14 protein-coding genes are annotated in these 17408 nt (G+C 61.7%); 12 read left to right on the top strand and 2 right to left on the bottom strand.

The genetic code is table 11. The features are described from left to right. The first annotated feature begins 43 nt into the window (after positions 1-43). From P8L30_09705 to P8L30_09690, 4 genes are all read left to right on the top strand, one after another. Positions 44-289 (top strand): hypothetical protein, encoded by a 246-nt coding sequence (locus P8L30_09705; GenBank protein ID MDG2240467.1) that lies wholly within the window; start codon positions 44-46, stop codon positions 287-289. 3 nt (positions 290-292) lie between these two features. Then, positions 293-595 carry a hypothetical protein gene (locus tag P8L30_09700; protein MDG2240466.1) on the top strand — a complete coding sequence of 101 codons (303 nt, stop codon included), beginning with the start codon at positions 293-295 and terminating at the stop codon, positions 593-595. A 147-nt stretch (positions 596-742) separates the two neighbouring features. Continuing rightward, on the top strand, positions 743-3349 hold the full coding sequence (locus P8L30_09695) for a M14 family zinc carboxypeptidase (protein ID MDG2240465.1): 2607 nt from the start codon (positions 743-745) through the stop codon (positions 3347-3349). Between the two features lie 75 nt (positions 3350-3424). Continuing rightward, on the top strand, positions 3425-4453 hold the full coding sequence (locus P8L30_09690; protein ID MDG2240464.1) for a hypothetical protein: 1029 nt from the start codon (positions 3425-3427) through the stop codon (positions 4451-4453). 62 nt (positions 4454-4515) lie between these two features. Here P8L30_09690 and P8L30_09685 read toward each other — a convergent pair whose 3' ends face one another. Next, on the bottom strand, positions 4516-5562 hold the full coding sequence (locus P8L30_09685) for a proline racemase family protein (GenBank protein MDG2240463.1): 1047 nt from the start codon (positions 5560-5562) through the stop codon (positions 4516-4518). A gap of 148 nt (positions 5563-5710) precedes the next feature. On the opposite strand from P8L30_09685, the gene P8L30_09680 reads away from it, so the two are divergent. The 8 genes from P8L30_09680 (at position 5711) to P8L30_09645 (ending at position 15923) form a co-directional block, all read left to right on the top strand. Beyond that, complete coding sequence (locus P8L30_09680) at positions 5711-6997, top strand: aminotransferase class I/II-fold pyridoxal phosphate-dependent enzyme (protein MDG2240462.1); 1287 nt, start codon at positions 5711-5713, stop codon at positions 6995-6997. Next, positions 6988-7650, top strand: coding sequence for a hypothetical protein (locus tag P8L30_09675; protein MDG2240461.1), 663 nt, complete (start codon positions 6988-6990; stop codon positions 7648-7650). Before P8L30_09680 ends, P8L30_09675 begins: the two co-directional genes overlap by 10 nt. Positions 7651-7874: 224 nt before the next feature. Further along, on the top strand, positions 7875-9338 hold the full coding sequence (locus tag P8L30_09670; GenBank protein MDG2240460.1) for an alpha/beta fold hydrolase: 1464 nt from the start codon (positions 7875-7877) through the stop codon (positions 9336-9338). An 8-nt stretch (positions 9339-9346) separates the two neighbouring features. After that, positions 9347-10204, top strand: coding sequence for a PaaX family transcriptional regulator C-terminal domain-containing protein (locus P8L30_09665; GenBank protein MDG2240459.1), 858 nt, complete (start codon positions 9347-9349; stop codon positions 10202-10204). A 69-nt stretch (positions 10205-10273) separates the two neighbouring features. Then, a complete protein-coding gene (locus P8L30_09660) occupies positions 10274-12349 on the top strand; it encodes a HEAT repeat domain-containing protein (GenBank protein ID MDG2240458.1) in 2076 nt (691 codons plus the stop codon). A gap of 89 nt (positions 12350-12438) precedes the next feature. Next, on the top strand, positions 12439-13719 hold the full coding sequence (locus P8L30_09655) for a dicarboxylate/amino acid:cation symporter (GenBank protein MDG2240457.1): 1281 nt from the start codon (positions 12439-12441) through the stop codon (positions 13717-13719). A gap of 368 nt (positions 13720-14087) precedes the next feature. Beyond that, positions 14088-15128: a DUF933 domain-containing protein gene (locus P8L30_09650; protein ID MDG2240456.1), complete on the top strand. Its 1041-nt coding sequence runs from the start codon at positions 14088-14090 to the stop codon at positions 15126-15128. Positions 15129-15215: 87 nt separating this feature from the next. Then, complete coding sequence (locus P8L30_09645) at positions 15216-15923, top strand: hypothetical protein (GenBank protein MDG2240455.1); 708 nt, start codon at positions 15216-15218, stop codon at positions 15921-15923. Between the two features lie 6 nt (positions 15924-15929). Here the strand turns inward: P8L30_09645 and P8L30_09640 are convergent, their stop codons facing one another. After that, a complete protein-coding gene (locus tag P8L30_09640; protein MDG2240454.1) occupies positions 15930-17351 on the bottom strand; it encodes an aminopeptidase P N-terminal domain-containing protein in 1422 nt (473 codons plus the stop codon). Between the last annotated feature and the right edge of the window lie 57 nt (positions 17352-17408).

Genomic DNA, 17408 nt, shown 5'->3' with positions numbered 1-17408 from the left:
CCCGTGAACAAGACGGACCACCCCGCATCACGGAGATAGAACCATGTCACGCAAGATCATCCACTTCGCAATCGCAGCCCTGATGACCGTCGCAGCCGTCCAGCTCGCAATGGCCCAGGGCCGTCCTGAAGTTCCCGCAGATCGAGTCGCACGAAGGCTTCCGCGGCAGCACCTGTCCGGGCCTCGTTTCGGATTCACAACATTTACAGACGACCTCGCCAAGCAGCGCGCCGCTGCTGCTGATGTGAGCAATATCATGAGTCAGTTCGGTTGGCAGTTCGAAACGTAGATCATGTCCACGAGCAGTCGCGCGACCGCACTCATGGAGTGGATCGTCCTGGTCGGCGGAGTCGAACAGGATGAGTGGATCATGGGCGTCGCCTGGATCGCCGGCTTCCGCACCGAAGGCGGTCTCGAATTCGGCGTGGGCCCCAACGTCGGCTTGAACCAGGAAGGAAATCACACGAGCTCGATGGTCGTAGCCGGCGGCGCGACGACGCCATTCGGCGACCTCTACGTCCCGCTCAACATTGCGGTCGCATTTGCAGAAGGCGGACCGCGGATCACCACTCTTATGGGCTGGATCAGCGGGTAACCGCACGCCCATGAACCCAGACGCGGGCTGAGATCAGCGGAGCCGCCGGTCGCCCCAAGGGGTGGGCGGCGGTCTTCTCGTCCCCCTTGGGTGTGGTGGCTATACTCCTCGTCTACACCGATTCCGTGGGATTGAGGAGACCGATCCATGTTGAAGGCCCTCGCGCTCGTTGCGCTCTTCCAGGTACCCGCTCCGACTCAGGAGCTCGCCCCCGACACTCGCTACGACCCGTCGATCCCGACGCTATCCGCCGTAGCGGGACACGACTTTCGAGCCGAGATCACGCCGCCTGCACAGGTCGTCGAATACATGGAGGCGTTAGCCGCCTCGAGTGACCGCGCAGAGCTGATCTGGACGGGCGAGACGTGGGAAGGCCGTCCGACCGTCATGCTCGTGCTCGGCTCCGTCGAGCGCATGGCCCGCTTGGACGAGATCAAGGCGGACCTCAAGCGTATCGCTGACCCGCGGGGCCTTACTGACGACGAAGCCGCCCAGCTCATCGCCAGCCTTCCGGTCGTTTCGGCGATGGTGCACGGCGTGCACGGAAACGAAATCAGCTCCAGCGGGGCCGCGATGGCGGAGGCCTACCATCTCCTCGCCGCCCAAGGAGACCCGACGGTCGACCTTATCATGTCCGAGTCGCTGGTCCTCATTGACCCGATGCAGAACCCGGACGGGCGAGCCCGCTTCGTCATGCAGAACGCAATGGGCCGCGCACGGTGGGAAGACGACGAACCTGCCTCCGCTGAACACGACGAGCCGTGGCCGGGCGGAAGGGTCAACCACTACCTCTTCGACCTGAATCGCGATTGGTTCGCGCAGAGCCAGCCGGAGACGCGCGGTCGCGTGAAGGCCCTCCTGGATTTCATGCCCCACGTCGTGGTCGACCTACATGAAATGGGCGGCAACTCCACATACTACTTCCCGCCCAATGCCATTCCGGGGAACACGTGGACCACGGAAGAGCAACGCGCCCTGAATGACATCTTCGGCGCCGCGAACGCCTCTAAGTTCGACGAACGCGGCTTCGCGTACTTCAACCGCGACACCTACGACGCGTTTTATCCCGGCTACGGCGTCTCCTGGCCCATGGCCCAGGGTGCGATTGGCGCAACCTACGAGCAGGCGTCCGCACGCGGCCTCGTACTCATGCGGACAGACGGCGACCAACTGACGTACGGCGACGGAGTGCTCCATCACTTCACCGCCGCCATCCAGACTATGGCGACGGCGGCCGAGCACCGTGAACGCATCCTTCAGAGCTTCGTGGACTTCCGTGCGAGTGCAGTGGCTCTCGGCGCATCGGGGAACCGGGAATACATCCTCACGTCGGAGCATGACCCGGGCATGGCAGGCAGGCTGGCGAACACGCTCGTGATGAACGGCATCGAGGTGGAGAAGGCCCTCGAACCTGTGAACGTGGGAGGTCGTACGCTTGCTGCCGAAGGGACCTACATCGTGCCGATGGACCAACCGGCACATCGACTCATTCGCAACCTGCTCGATCCGCACACACCTATGGATCCCGTGTTTGTTGAGCGCCAGATCGAGCGGCGCGCGAACCGGCTCCGCGACCAGATCTACGACGTGACCGCGTGGAGCATGCCTTCGCTTTGGGACGTCGAACTGATCGTGTCCGAGCGCGCCACTGGTGCGGCGACCGTGTCGCTGAACAACACCCGCCAGCTCTCCGACGTGGCCCAGCTCCCCGAGACGGTGGTCGGCTACCTGATGCCTTGGGGCACCAACGCCGCAGCGGCTGTGGCCGAACTGCTCCGAGAAGGAATCCGCGTTCGGTCTGCGGGTGGAGAGTTCACGCTCGACGGACGGGACTTCGGAGTGGGCACCGCGATCATCCGCAACTCGGACAACGGACCGGGCTTGGGGCAACGACTCGCGCGGATCGCATTGAAGCACCACGCGCCGGTGGTCCCTGTGGATGATTCGTATGTGCGGGAAGGGATGTCGCTCGGGTCAGGACGTGTCTCCCATCTCGTCGAGCCCCGTGTGCTTCTCGTGTACGACCAACCGGGCCAGACCTATTCGGTCGGGTGGGCGCGGTATGTGCTCGAACAGCGCTACGGGCAAAAGACCACGGCCGTGCGGGCAACCAGCCTGGGCCGGGTCGTCCTCTCGGACTACGACGTCATGGTCTTCCCTAGCGGCAACTACGGCTCCGTGGTCAGCGACGGGATGCTCACTCGCCTACGTGGCTGGATGAGCGACGGCGGGACCATGATCACGATGGCCGGCTCAACGGAATGGGCATCGCGTGCCGGGCTACTCGCAACGACCTCGGAACGACGCGGGGGGCGGGCCACCGGAGACGCCATACCCGGAAAAGACACCGCCGACCAGCCGATCGATTACTTGGAGGCTATCGCGCCAGGAGACGAAGCGCCCGAGCAGACGCCCGGCGCCATCGTGCGCACACTCCTCGACAGGGGTCACTGGCTCTCCTCCGGTACGGACGGAGAGATCGGTGTTCTCGTTGAGGGGTCTCGGATTTTCCGACCCATCACGCTCGACCGTGGTGTAAACGTCGGGAGGTACGCGGACGTAGACGACCTCGTCATGGGTGGAATCGTGTGGAACGACGCGAAACCCCAGCTCGCCAACAAGGCATTCCTCATGTATCAGCCAATGGGACGTGGACAGTTGATCTCGTTCGCTGAGGACCCCAACTACCGGGCTTACGCGGAAGCCACCCAACTCCTCTTCATCAATGCGGTTTTACTGGGACCCGGGAACTGATCGCGGCAAAGGAGCAGCAAACTCTGGGACGGGCTCTCACGCGTAATCATGACCATGTCTAGCGGTGTAGTCTTCATGGAAAACAAGATTTGGATTGCCCTAGCGGTCGCCATCCTGGCCTCTGCCACTCCTGCCCAAGCGCAGTACCAGTGGACGTCTGGCCGCCCGGATGGGAGTGCCCCCATTGGAGTCATGGGGGAGCAGACGAACTCCAAAGGGGAGTTCACGCTTTCGTACCGCTTTATGCAGATGTCCATGGCGGACAGCCGGCAAGGCACGAACACGGTCGCGACGGCCAGCGTGCTGAACAGCTTCCTGGTGTCGCCAACCTCCACGGACATCACCATGCACATGCCGGGGATCATGTTCGCCCTGAGCGACCGGGTCACACTGATGGGCATGGTGAATTACGTGGACAAGTCGATGCTCCATGTGACACGCTCGAACACGAACTTCACGGCAGAGTCCTCCGGCCTCGGCGATGCCTCGTTGAGCGCTCTGATCGGATTGAAGCAGAGTGGCTCCATTCGGGCGCACCTCAACGCGGGCATCTCCATCCCGACGGGCTCGATCGAGGAGACCGGAGTGAACCCGACGAGCAACGGCAACGCCGTTCAGATGCCCTACCCGATGCAACTCGGTTCCGGAACGGTCGACCTGATGCCCGGCCTCACCATCCTCGGGATGTCGGAGTCATGGTCCTGGGGTGTTCAGGGTCGCGCCACGCTGCGCATGGGCGAAACGGACCGAGAATACACGGCCGGAAACGTCACCGAGGGCACAGCTTGGTTGGCGCTCAAAGTGATGGACCGGCTCAGCGTGTCGGCCCGTGTCATGGCCCGGAACTGGGATGACTACGAGGGCCACGACACCGCATTCACGAATCCGATGATGAACCCAGCGATCCGCGAGGATCTACGCGGCGGCACCAGAGTCGATGTCCCTCTGGGCTTCAACTACTTCTTCAATGGAGGGCAGTTGAAAGGACATCGGCTGGGCGCAGAATGGACGATTCCTGTCTATCACGACCTCCACGGCCCACAGCTCGGATCCAACTGGGGGCTCACGATAGGCTGGCAGAAGTCCTTCGAGCCAATCGGCTAGGCTTCGCCCAAGAGTCCAAAAGCCCGCCGGCTCCAGGGGACGACACCCTACGAGCGCACCGATCAGCGGAAAATGAAGCCGTCAGCCAGTGGATCCCGCGGGTCGATCAACAACTCGTTCCGCCCCGTCACGTACGCGCGGCCTGTGATCTCTGGGCTGATCGCGTTTCGGTCTCCGACGGGAACTTCGCCAAGCACCCGTCCCTTGAATGTCGTCCCCAAGATGCTCTCCACCACGATCTCCTCCTTCTGGTGGAGTTCACCGCGCTCATAGTGGATCGCCATACGCCCGGCCAAACCGGTCCCCGTAGGACTGCGATCGATCTCCCCGTTGGCGAACACGCAGACGTTACGGCTATGTGAGTCCTCGTCGTGGGCGGGCCCAACGAAGATCGTCCCATAGACAAAGGCCAATTCAGGATCGAGCGGGTGGGTTGGCGGATTCTTGACCTGAACGGTGTCCTTAATCGTTCGCCCAAGCTGAATGAGCTTATCGGCTTCGTCCGGCAGCAATTTCAGGCCGAACTGTTCCGCGTCCACGTAGGCGTAGAACGCCCCGCCGTAGGCGAGGTCGTACTTCACCGTACCGCAGCCCGGCACCTCGATCTCTTGATCGAGTCCGCCCACGAAGGAGGGGACGTTGATGAACGAGACCTCTTCTACGAGGCCCTCCCGCACCTTCGCCCAAGCTTCCACAAGACCGGCCGGTGTGTCGATCCGGACGAGTGATTCAGGCTCCCGGGCAGGCAAGACCCCGGTCTGGAGCAACGCCGTGGTGACGGCGATAATCCCGTGACCGCACATCGTGCTGTAGCCCTCATTGTGCATAAAGAGCACCCCGATATCCCCCCGAGGGCTCGTGGAAGGCACCACCAAGCACCCATACATGTCCGCGTGCCCGCGGGGCTCCCACATCAATGCGCGCCTCAACCCCTCATGCCATTCCTTGGCGAATCGCCTTTGATCCAGAATCGACTCTCCAGGTAATTCAGGGAATCCAGCGAGGATCACACGAAGTGGTTCTCCTGCCGTGTGTGCATCAACAGTGACCAACCTCCGCCAACCCTCCGGTGGGGCCCACTTGTTCAGCCGCTCGGCCCATTCCTTCATTTGCTTATTCTCTTGATACCTGGGGAATATTTCGGGAGATTCTTTCTTGGATCAGTGCTTACAACCGGTAACGAATATGTCGAAGCCAAAAAACGGAAGCGCTACCGCCGGTTCCGTAGAGACTCCTCCATCGTCGAGTCGCATTTCCATGGAAGATCGTCAGGTAGAGTCGCCCCCGACCGCGCCCGGCGCGATGGAATACGACTATACGAACTTCTACTTCGGAGCCGGAGACGACGCCTTCGCGTTACTCCAGCCCTTCGATGACTGGTGGCAGGAGGCAAGGTCCTCCGGATACTACCTCTATGAGCTTCCGATCCATTCGAGGCCGGGAACTCGTATCGACGTCGAAGACACCAAGACCGGCGAACTTCGCAAGGGATTGGTCAACTTCGCGTCGTACAACTATCTCGGACTGTCTTACCGCCCTGAGGTAATCCAAGCGATCAAAGACGCCGCCGACCATTACGGCGGTGGCTCCTCAGGATCGCCCATCTTGAGTGGAACTACGGAAATCCACCAGGAGCTCGCTCAGGAAGTGGCCGCGTTCAAAGGCAAAGAAGCGGCGATGATCTTCCCGAGCGGCTACAGTGCCAACGTGGGAACCATCGGCGGGCTCATGCGGTCCGGCGACCTGATCGTTGCAGACCAGTACGCACACGCCAGTGTCGTAGATGGCATGATTCTGTCCAAGGCGAAGTCGCGCTTCTTCCGCCACAACCGGGTCGACGACCTCGAGAGGAAGATTAAAGGCTTCAACGGCAAGAAGCTCGTCATCGTCGAGGGTGTGTACTCCATGGACGGCGACGTACCGCCGCTCGGGGATATCCTGGAAGTGTGCCGCCGACACGGCGCTCGTCTCATGATCGATGAAGCCCATTCGGCCTTCGTCTACGGCGAGACGGGTAGAGGCGTGGTTGAAGATCAGGGCTTCGACGCTGAAGTGGACATCCACCTCGGGACCTTCTCGAAGAGCCTCGGTGGGCAAGGAGGCTACACGGCTGGGTCCAGGCAACTCATCAACTACCTCCGTGGCTTCTCGCGCTCGCGCTTCTTCTCGTGTGCTCTTTCTCCGGTCGTTGTGGCCGGTGTGCGGAAGGCGCTCGAATTGGCAACCAACGAACCAGAGCTGCGCACGAAGCTCTGGGAAAACGTCGCGTACATGCAGAAGTTGCTCGCAGACGCTCAGGTCCCGATTGGTGACTCGACCTCTCAGGTCATCCCGATCATGGTCCGCGACGACGCGCGCATCTTCCAGATGGGTGAGGAGATCTTCCGCGAAGGTGTCTTCATCAACCCTGTGCAGTACCCCGCGGTCGGGAAGCACAAGTCGCGCTTCCGCATGTCGATCTCGGCTGCACATTCAAAGGAAGAACTTGAGGAAGGCGCCGCGGTGATCATCCGCGTCCTGCGGAGGCACGGCATATGTCCGTAGGGAGCTACCGCTTCGAGACTGGGGTCAGTGCGTTCTTCGAGATGGCCACGGCGGACGCCCGTGCCCTTTTGCCGGAGCACCTCGAGCCGATCGAGGTCCGGCATCAGAGGAGCATATTGTCCGTCACGGCTTTCCTTTTCGACGACAGCGTCGTGGGGCCGTACACGGAGTTGATGTTCTCAGTGATCGTACCGCCCATGGTGGCCCAGTGGGGACAGCACGCCAAGGCTGGCTTCTTCCCGTTTTTAGCGGCGACGAGCTCCGCGGAGGCCCGGCGGATCAAGTCGGAGCGCTTTCACTTCCCCTATCACCCGGAAGACATCGACGCGCAGTTCATCGAGACCGACGACCGGGTGCGCATCCGCGTCTTCGGTGGCGGTGACCCCATCATCGACATGAGCGTGACACAGGGTCAGTGGGAGACCACGACGCACCTGCTTCAGGGCTTCATGATGAACGGCGACGAGAAGCTCCGCACCACGCTTCAGATTAGCGGCGACTACACGGTGCATGAGAACGAGCGCGGTGAGATGACGCTCTTCCCTCACGCGATGACCCTTGACCACCTGCAGGGAGACGTCGGCGAGTATCCGTTCCGGGAACACTGGTTCAAGAACGGGACCGAGGTCTTCCACAACTTGGAGGCCTTCTAAGGCCTGCCGCTTCTCAGGAAGCCACGAAAACAATGACCCTGTCGGCCCGTGCGGCTGGCGGGGTCGTTTCGTAAATTCGAGCAGCAATACCGAAAGGAGGCTCCGCGAGTCGCGGGATGCGGGATGTGAAGAGACATTCCACGCAGCTCGTATGTCGGGAGTTCGGGGACGGTCGTTCAGGGCCGCCCTTCTTCCAGTCCTTACTCCAAATCAAGGAGAGTTTCGTGAGACTCGACATTCGCCGAAGTATCCTCGCCCTAGCCATCGCCGCGGGCACCGCAACACCCGTAGCCATCCAGGCACAAGCCACGGATGCGTGGGCGGTAAGCAGTTGGGGCGGTACGCTGATGGCTGGGGCGCAGGAAATCCCCATGGTATTCCATGTGACGCGGGCCGAGGACGGCTCGCTGACTGGTACCCTCGATGTACAGGGTGTCAGTATGCCGCTTACCACCGTCACCGCTGAGGGCTCCATGCTCACCATGACGTTCCCCGTTCCCGGGGGCGGCACATACGTGGGTCCCACAGACGACTCTGGTGACGCACTGGAAGGCACATTTACTCAAGCCGGACAGTCGTTCCCAATGAAACTGGAACGCACTGAAGGGGGGGCCCCCGAGCCCCCTCTTCGTCCGCAGGAACCGAAAGGGCCGTTCCCGTACGGGGTTCAAGAAGTCACGTTCGCGAACGACGAAGCAGGAATCACTCTCGCCGGCACAATCACCATGCCGGACGGTGAGGGGCCGTTCCCTGGTGCGATTCTCGTGAGCGGATCAGGGCCGCAGGATCGAGACGAGACACTTCTCGGGCACAAACCCTTCTGGGTCCTCGCGGACCACCTGGCCCGCCAAGGCGTGGCAGCCCTCCGCTATGACGACCGGGGCATCGCTGAATCCGAAGGCGACTTCGCCACCGCAACGTCCCGAGACTTCGCATCCGACGCACTCGCCGCCGTTCAAGCGCTCGCCGCGCAGCCGAACGTCGCCGCAGCTGAAGTGGGCATCATTGGGCACTCGGAAGGCGGGCTCGTAGGCCCCATGGCCGCTTCACAGTCCAGCTCGGTCGGCTTCGTGGTCATGCTCGCCGGACCAGGCGTGACAGGCCTGGAGATCCTTACCGAACAGGGTCGCCTGATCAACGAAGCAGCTGGTGCGTCTTCGGAGGTCACGGCGATGAACACGCGCATCCAAAACGTCCTAGCTGAGATCGTGAAGAATGAACCGGACCCGGATGTTGCGGCCCCGCTCATGAAGGCAGCCATGCAGGCGGAGTTCGACGGACTGAGCCCGGAACTCAAGTCCGCAGCCGGCGAGGGGCTCTCCCAGGGTGTGATCGACCAAACCATCCAGCAACTCAACACGCCGTGGTTCCGCTTTTTCTTCGAGTACGACCCACGTCCTGCGCTGGAATCAATGACCGCACCAGTCCTCTCATTGATCGGTGGGAACGACCTCCAGGTACCGTATCAGCAGAACATGCCGGAGATTGAGGCAGCCTTCAGCCGTTCGGGCCACAACGATGCGACCGTTCGTATGCTCCCAGGGTTGAATCACCTCTTCCAGGAATCAGAAACGGGCTCTCCATCCGAGTATCAGAACATCGAACAGACGTTCAGCCCTGAAGCCCTCGACATTGTCAGCAGCTGGATCCGAGAACGCTTCAGCGGAACGTCCATCAGCGACAGGTAACCCTTCCTTTGTCAGCCCAACGACCGCAGGATCTCGTATTCACTCTCTACGGTGAATACCTCCTCAACAGGGAGCACCCTGTGTGGGTCGGGAGCCTAATCTCGCTCCTTCAGCCTTTTGGCCTGTCAGAGGGAGCCGTGCGCACGGTGCTGTCTCGGATGGCCCGAAAGGGATGGCTCGATGCGCAGAGACTCGGCCGAAACTCGTTCTATGAGCTGACACCGCAGGGGAAGCACCTCTTGGAGGAAGGCCAGCAGAAGATCTTCCATCCTTCCTGGGACACCGACTGGGACGGCACGTGGTTTCTCCTGGCCTACTCCATTCCCGAGGACGTGCGCCAACTCCGCGACCGTCTTCGCGACAGGTTGGCATGGCTCGGCTTCGGATCGCTCGGCAACGGGTTATGGATCTCACCGCATGACGTGGCGGCAGAGGTGCTAGAAATCTCAGGCCTGCTCGGAATCGACCAGCACTTGGAGTGTTTCAAAGCACAGCGCCTGGGCAACAACGACATCCGAGAACTGGTCACCAAGTGCTGGGACCTCCCGGCAATCAACGCCCGCTACATCGACTTCGCTGGCCGCTGGGCCCCAGAGTTGAGCCGCTGCCTCGCCGGAGTGCCGAAAGGGGATGTTCCCCCCGGAGAATGTTTTACGCTTCGCTTCGACCTGATCCATGAATTCAGGACATTCCCCCTGGAAGATCCGTATCTGCCCCGGTCCCTTCTCCCGGCCGGCTGGCACGGAGATGAAGCCAACCACCTCTTCCAGACGCTCCACGATCTACTAGAGGGACCCGCAGATACGTATGTGGACGAGATCTTGGGAGAAGCGCCGGTCGCACCTACGGCCCCAGAACGAGAGTAGGCGAGGGACCTTCCCGCCGTCGGGCGGCCTACCTAAGCTTCCGCGTCACCAGAACAAACAAAGGCTCCCATGACGTTCTTTCGCCCCGGCGGTATCGCCGCACTCCTCGTTGTCGCGTCGGCTTGCTCCGCCCCTGACGCCGGCAGACCCGACCCTCGAGCCACCACCTATCTGGCGATTGCGGGCGCCGAGGACGCGAGACCCACCGAAGGCCGGAACCTCGAGACCCTTCTCCGTGCATCTCAGCTCGAGCACGTCTTCTTGAGGCAGACCGCAATCCGCGCCCTCGGACGACTGCAAAATCCCGACCTACTCGATGAGATCTCGGGGCACCTCGGAGATCCTCGGGCCGAAATTCGAGCCGAAGCTGCTGACGCGGTGGCCCAGGCGGTACACGGCTCCGACGGTCAAGCTGCATACGACCTCCTCATGGAACGCCTCGCCGCCGAGACATCCATGGGAGTCAGGGGTGTCCTGGCTCGCTCGCTCGGCAGACTACAACTGGACGACGAACACCGAGTACAAACCCTGTCCGCACTTCTCGATCTGACCCAAGTAGACAATGAGGACGCACCGGTAAGTCAGATGGGCGGCGTCGCACTGGGCATCGAGTCCTTGATTCGTGCGGGGACTCCCCTCACGGAACGGGCCCGGGGCCGGCTCACGAACCTGCTGGGATACGACCTCCTGGATGGCCGGCAGGAGCCGGAGTCAGGACGGGTGCGCTCCATGGCAGTGGCCGCCCTGGGAGGTGCTGGAGCGATGGGGGTTCGGCAGGTCGAGCCGACGTTGCGGGATCCCTCAGCTCGCGTGCGAATCGCTGCCTCTGGGTACCTAGGGACGGTGCCCGTTACGGCTCAGCCTGAACTGATCCGCCGGGCGCTCGGGGATCCGAGCGTGGGCGTTCGCATCAACGCCGTGCGGCAACTCGTGCGATCCGAGCGTGACGCCACCGCGTGCAGCCGACTGATCGCCGTCGCGACTCAAGACATGGCCCGCGGCCCTCAAGTGCTCGCGATGGACGGCCTCGCGGAACCGTGCGGGAACGCCGACGTGCAGGTCCAGGCGCTGTTGGGTGCGGCCTCCACACTGGGAGCGGAAACGGCGGATGACTGGCAGGTGCCGGCGCACGCACTGGTCGCGCTGGCTCACATGTCGCCGGAGTTGGCCCGGCGGGTGCTCCCGGCCTTTGTGAACCATGACAATCCTTTCGTCCGCGGCTACGGAGTGCGTGCGGCAGACGTGCTCGGAGATGTCGACCTAGTCGGAGAGATGGCCACTGATCCCTCCGCCAACGTCCGTACGATCGCGCTGCAGTTGCTCGGAGCACGGGACCTCGTGTCAGATCAGATGTTGATCGCTCAGCTCTCGGACGACGACCCTCAGGTCCTCATGACGGCCTCGCGCATGCTGGCGGGTTCACGGCTCGGCATCGTCGCAGCTTCCGCTTCCCTCTCGGCGTTCGAACGCATCTCCAGAGCGCACAGGGAGACCTGGAGAGATTCGAGATCGGCCCTCCTAACTCGTGTCGCCGAGTTGGGCGATCGCTCATTGATCGAGCGACTCGAGCCCTACCTTGAAGACTACGATGCGGTAGTCGCAGGAGAGGTCGCTCGGACGCTACGGAGTTGGACCGGGCAGCCGTACACGCCGGACCCGCAACCGCTGACTCGTGCGGCCCTACCAACGTCGAGCGAGTTGCAGGATCTGGAAAACACGGTGGTCGTCCTGCACATGCGACGCGGCGGACAGATCCACGTCCAGCCGCTGCCTTACCTCGCGCTCACGAACGCGCATCGATTCGTGCGGCTGGCCCGTGAAGGACGGTTCGACGGACTGACGTTCCACAGATGGGCAGCCAACTTCGTGATCCAGGGCGGAAGCCCCGGAGCCAACGAGTATTCAGGGGACGCCGCGTTTTCGCGTGACGAGGTCGGTTCGCTGCCGCATTGGCGTGGCACGGTCGGCCTTTCGACCCGTGGTCACGACACGGGAGACGGCCAGATTTTCGTGAACCTGACGGACAATGTTCGCCTCGACCACGACTATACGGTGTACGGCATCGTCGTCGACGGCATCGAAGTCGTGGACGAAGTGGTGGAGGGAGACGTCATTGCGCGAGCCGAAGTTCGTATCCAGAACTGATCTGTAATGGGACCGATAGTTGCCGGACGAGCCAGCCAATCGTCTATTCCGGTTACCTGATGACCAAAGACCAAGACATAGGAAGCTGAATGCAGCTCTACACGAAGATCTTGATCGGGCTGTTCGCCGGCGCGGGTGCCGGCGCGATCGCAAACCTCGGTGAAATCACCTGGCTCCAGAATTTGTTCAGCAATCTCGAACCCATCGGGACGGCGTTCATCAACCTCATTACGATGATCGTCATTCCGTTGGTCGTGGCAAGCCTTCTGGTGGGTACTGCATCACTGGGAGACCTCCGCAAACTGGGGCGCATCGGCGGAAAGACCGTCGCCTTCTACATGACCACGACCGCCGTTGCAGTGGTCATTGGTCTCGGACTGGCGAACATCATCAAGCCGGGTGCAGGTGTCTCGGAAACAACGCGAGACGAACTCGCTGCACGGTATGGCGGGGACGCCATGGCTCGGATGGATCTTGCGGATCAGGCCCCAGGCTGGGTCGAGACGCTCATGAGCATCATCCCCAGGAACCCGGTGCAGGCGGCCGCGGAAATGGACCTGCTCTCGCTGATCTTCTTCACGATGGCCTTCGGCGCAGCACTCACCGTCGTGGCGCCAGCGCGTCGAGATGCCGTGCTGAACTTCTTCCACGGCATCAACGACGCCTCGATGGCGCTGATCAACTGGATTATGGAGCTGGCTCCATACGCCGTCTTCGTTCTGATCGCGGCCGTAGTGTCCAACTTCGGGTTCGACCTGCTGCAGAGCCTTCTGGTGTACACCTTCGTGGTCGTACTCGGGCTCATGATGCATGCGTTCGGTACGTACGGGCTCATTCTCAGGTTCTTTGCGAAGCTCCGACCATCGCGTTTCTACAAGAAGATCGCCGCCGTACCTCTTCTCGCATTCTCGACCTCTTCGTCGAACGCGACACTCCCGCTCACCATTGAGACGTCTAAGGACGAGCTCGGTGTCTCGGATGAGGTCGCGAGTTTCGTCCTGCCGCTGGGCGCGACGATCAACATGGACGGTACGGCCCTCTATCAGGCGGTGGCTGTGATGTTCATCGCCCAGATCTACGGGATCGACCTCAGTTTGGCGGACCAACTCATCGTTGTGCTCACCGCTACCCTCGCTTCGGTTGGTGCGGCGGGCGTGCCGTCCGCAGGGATCATCACCCTGATCATCGTGCTCAACTCGGTAGGGATGGGGCAGCACGTCCAGGCGGGAATCGCGCTCATCCTTGGTGTTGACCGAATCCTGGACATGATCCGCACCTCGGTGAACGTGACAGGCGACCTCACATGCTCGGCCTTTATCGCGCGCACAGAGGGCGAGTCGCTCAAAGAGGATGTCGCTCTTCCAGCCTGACCCAGCCGCGCGACAGTAGCTTGACTCGGCTGCAGAGCGCGGCTTGTGAGTGAAAACGAGGCCCCGGAGGATCACTCCGCCGGGGCCTCGTTTTCACTCCTCCCAGCGGATCCCCGGCCTCAACAAGAGGACGGGGATTTTTATGCCCAGAGTACTCCCGCTGCCCATGGTGGCGGACCAGCTCGGCGGGGTGGGCACAACCCACCTCCATATTGGGCACGGTGGGGAGTGCCTGGCTCGTCAGGTTACAAGGAGTCACTCCCAGGGCCCTGATCGCCTTCGCTCTGGTGACTGGCCTACTGTTCGCGAAGCTCACGAGCCGGCCCACCGACTTGTTTTAGCGCAGAGAACCCGTTCATCTGACCCATATGAAAATTGGACTCGTCGGCTTCGCCGGCTCGGGCAAAACAACGGTATTCAACGCCATGACCGGAATGGATGTGCCGGTCGGCTTCGGCGGGGAAGTCCGCCTTGGGTCCGTGCGGGTGCCCGACGAGCGCATCGACACGCTTTCGGAGATGTTCTCGCCGAAGAAGACGACGTACGCAGAGATGAGCTTCTGTGACGTGCCCGGCGAACACGGCTCAGACAAGAAGGGCCTGTCTCCACGTGGCCTCCAGCAGATCCGCGATCAGGAGGCCCTGTGCCTCGTGCTGCGAGACTTTGAGAACCCGGCCATCGAAGGTGATCCGGATCCGCTTGGAGACCTCGATGCATTTCACACGGAGTGCATCTTCGCGGACATCGACATCGTCGAGAAAAGACTCGAGCGAGCGAAGAAAGAACGAGGCGATGCGCAGGAGATCGCCGCATTCGAGTTGATGTATTCGGTGCTCGAAGAAGAGCGTGCCATACGCACCATCCCCGAGGCGGACCTGGACCGGGACTACCTTAAGGGCTTCGGCATTCTCTCGGACCGCCCGCTACTTGTTGCCGTAAACCGCGGAGAGGACCGGGCTGCCGAGCCTATGCCCGAAGCCCTGGTCACTCGAATCGACGAACTCCAAGCCGCGGGTCTGACGCTGTCAGCCAGCATCGAATCCGACATCTCCGGCATGGAGGCAGAAGATCAAGCCGAGTTTCTATCCGACCTCGGATTGACCGAATCGGCGTTGGCCCGGTTCATCCGAACGGCATACGGGCTGCTCGACCTGATCTCGTACTTCACAGTCGGGACGGACGAGGTCCGAGCCTGGACGATCCGAAGTGGCTTCAACGCCCGAAAGGCCGCGGGACGGATTCACTCGGACTTAGAACGCGGCTTCATCCGGGCGGAGGTCACCCCTTACGCAGTCTTCATGGAGCACGGCTCCGAGGTCGCTGTTAGGGACGCGGGCAAGCTCCAGGTCGAGGGCAAGGACTACCTCGTCGCGGACGGTGACATCATGAACATCCGCTTCAACGTCTGACCTGTCGCTCCGAAAACTGTAGCAGTAGGGACGGCGCGAACGTATGGTGTGAGCCTCTTGAACCCTCCTGCACCGGAACATCGAATCATGCGTCATAGACATCTTGCAGCATTCGCCACTGCCGCCGGCGCGCTATTTCTAATAGCCAGCCCCGCAATGAGTCAGTCCGAAGTGTCTCGCACCGTTGAAGACGGCGGCATCAATGTCGCCGGCTGGATGGGCAAGATCGACGCCCGTGAAGCCGAGTCCGGACAGGCTTTGGAAAACTCCCGCCTATCAGAGATGGACGGTGTATTACATGTGACGACCGGCCCCGCCGTCACGTACTGGAACCCGTCGAATATGGAGAGCGGTGAGTACACCGTCTCAGCAACATTCCACGAACCGCAGTACATGAACCTGAACAGCCATCCGCACCCTTACGGCATCGTCATCGGCGGAAACAACCTGGGCACGGACCAGCAGAGCTATCTGTACTGCGCCGCCTACGGCAGCGGCACGTTCATCGTGCGGGGCTTCGGCCCGGAGGCATTCCAAGTGAATGGCCGCCGAGGTGAGGCGAACGACGCAGTAGATACGGCGGCTGGAAAGAACGAGCCGGTCACGCAAGAAATCGCGGTTTCGGTAACCGCGACCACCGTCGACTGCTCGATCAACGGCGAAGTGGTTGGCAGCTATCCGAAGTCGGATATCGTGACGTCAGGCAGACTCTCGTCGACCGATGGTGTGTTCGGGATTCGCTTTGCCCACAACACGGAAGCCACCGTCACGGGACTCAAGGTCACACGGGACTAAGACCCGTTACGAAATCGGTCGGCCCTGCATTAGGGCCTCCACCGCGTCGGGATGGCGCGGTGCGCCTGCGGACAAGATGACCGGATCACCTTGGGTGATCAGAATGTCATCTTCGATGCGGACGCCGATGTTCCACCACTTGGGGTCGATGTCCTCGGCGGCCGGGATGTAAATTCCCGGCTCGACGGTGATTACCTCACCCGCAGAAAGAATTCCGTAGCTGCCGACGTCGTGGACATCGAGCCCCAGGTAGTGGCTCGTGCCGTGCATGAAGAAGCGGCGCAGCCCGCGGGTGTCTTGGGCGCTCTCGATGAGGCCGAGTTCAGCGAGTCCCACAGCTAGAACTTGTGCCGCAGCTTGGTTGGTCGCCCCGAAACTGGCGCCATCCCTGGACGCGGCGATCCCAGCTTCCTGGGCATCGTACACCAGCTGATAGATCGCTCGTTGCGCCGGCGAGTAGGTGCCGTCGATGGGAATCGTGCGCGTCACATCTGCGGAGTAGCCGTGGTACTCAGCGCCGATGTCGACCACGATGACGTCACCTGGTTCGGTGATGCGACGACTCGTCATGTAGTGCAGAATCGTCGAGTTCTCACCGCTTCCGACAATGCTGTTGAAGCCGGGCTGCTCCGAGCCGTTCTTCTTGAATGTGTATTCGATCAACGCCTCAATCTCGTACTCCGCCCAGCCCGCCTTCGCTTGCTGCATCGCTTCGCGGTGCGCTTCCACCGTGATGTCGATCGCCCGCTGAAGCAGGACCATCTCTTCTTCGGTCTTGTCCGCACGGAGCTCGTCGAGGATCCCCCGCAGTGTCGCGTCATCTCGCTTGCCACCCTGACTGACATTCTGCCGGTCGACGTTCTCCACAAAGACGGTCAGGAGCGTGCGAAGGTCCGACTCGGCCGGGACCCCGTCAGGGAAGGGCGTGTGATGTACGGTATGCTGCCCGCTCTGAAGAAGCGGGGTGAGGATATCGGCAAACCGATCCGCCCCAACCGCCTCCTCGAATCCGAGCTCGGACATGGCACGTTCGGTACCGAATCGTCGGCCGTCCCACACTTCGCGACTTGGGTCGCGGGGCGGAACCACGAGAACCTCACGGACCGTGGCACCATCGATCTCGATGCCACCCGGTGCAAGGATGAGCGCCGAACCGGGCTCCTCGCTCCCTGTGAGATAGAGAAAATCACTCGACTGCCTATACTCGAACGTCTGGTCACCGGTGCGATTGCGGAGGGGGGCTCCGAAGAGGACCGCGAGCGAGCCCTCTGGAAGGCGGGCCATGACCTCTGCTCTTCTGCCTGCGTGAAACTCGGCGCTCAGGTAGTCCGTGTCGTAACGCACGGGAGCCTCGATCACCTGCCCCGAGAGCGGCTGAGTGAGCGCGACAAAAAGTATGAGAAACCACGTAGCAGTAGCACGTCGCATGATCGTCTGGCTTTCTTCGAATGTGTGAGATGACTCTGCTACCGATCCTCTGCCCTT

The organism is Longimicrobiales bacterium (genome assembly GCA_029245345.1).
Lineage (GTDB): Bacteria > Gemmatimonadota > Gemmatimonadetes > Longimicrobiales > Gaopeijiaceae > CALFPJ01.
The sequence above is the reverse complement of the archived record's forward strand: the minus strand, read 5'-3'. Positions and strand labels throughout refer to the sequence as shown.

Coding starts and splice junctions, on each gene's coding strand:
- P8L30_09705 (MDG2240467.1), top strand. CDS start 44: ATGTCACGCAAGATCATCCACTTCGCAATCGCAGCCCTGATGACCGTC.
- P8L30_09700 (MDG2240466.1), top strand. CDS start 293: ATGTCCACGAGCAGTCGCGCGACCGCACTCATGGAGTGGATCGTCCTG.
- P8L30_09695 (MDG2240465.1), top strand. CDS start 743: ATGTTGAAGGCCCTCGCGCTCGTTGCGCTCTTCCAGGTACCCGCTCCG.
- P8L30_09690 (MDG2240464.1), top strand. CDS start 3,425: ATGGAAAACAAGATTTGGATTGCCCTAGCGGTCGCCATCCTGGCCTCT.
- P8L30_09685 (MDG2240463.1), bottom strand. CDS start 5,562: ATGAAGGAATGGGCCGAGCGGCTGAACAAGTGGGCCCCACCGGAGGGT.
- P8L30_09680 (MDG2240462.1), top strand. CDS start 5,711: ATGGAAGATCGTCAGGTAGAGTCGCCCCCGACCGCGCCCGGCGCGATG.
- P8L30_09675 (MDG2240461.1), top strand. CDS start 6,988: ATGTCCGTAGGGAGCTACCGCTTCGAGACTGGGGTCAGTGCGTTCTTC.
- P8L30_09660 (MDG2240458.1), top strand. CDS start 10,274: ATGACGTTCTTTCGCCCCGGCGGTATCGCCGCACTCCTCGTTGTCGCG.
- P8L30_09655 (MDG2240457.1), top strand. CDS start 12,439: ATGCAGCTCTACACGAAGATCTTGATCGGGCTGTTCGCCGGCGCGGGT.
- P8L30_09650 (MDG2240456.1), top strand. CDS start 14,088: ATGAAAATTGGACTCGTCGGCTTCGCCGGCTCGGGCAAAACAACGGTA.
- P8L30_09645 (MDG2240455.1), top strand. CDS start 15,216: ATGCGTCATAGACATCTTGCAGCATTCGCCACTGCCGCCGGCGCGCTA.
- P8L30_09640 (MDG2240454.1), bottom strand. CDS start 17,351: ATGCGACGTGCTACTGCTACGTGGTTTCTCATACTTTTTGTCGCGCTC.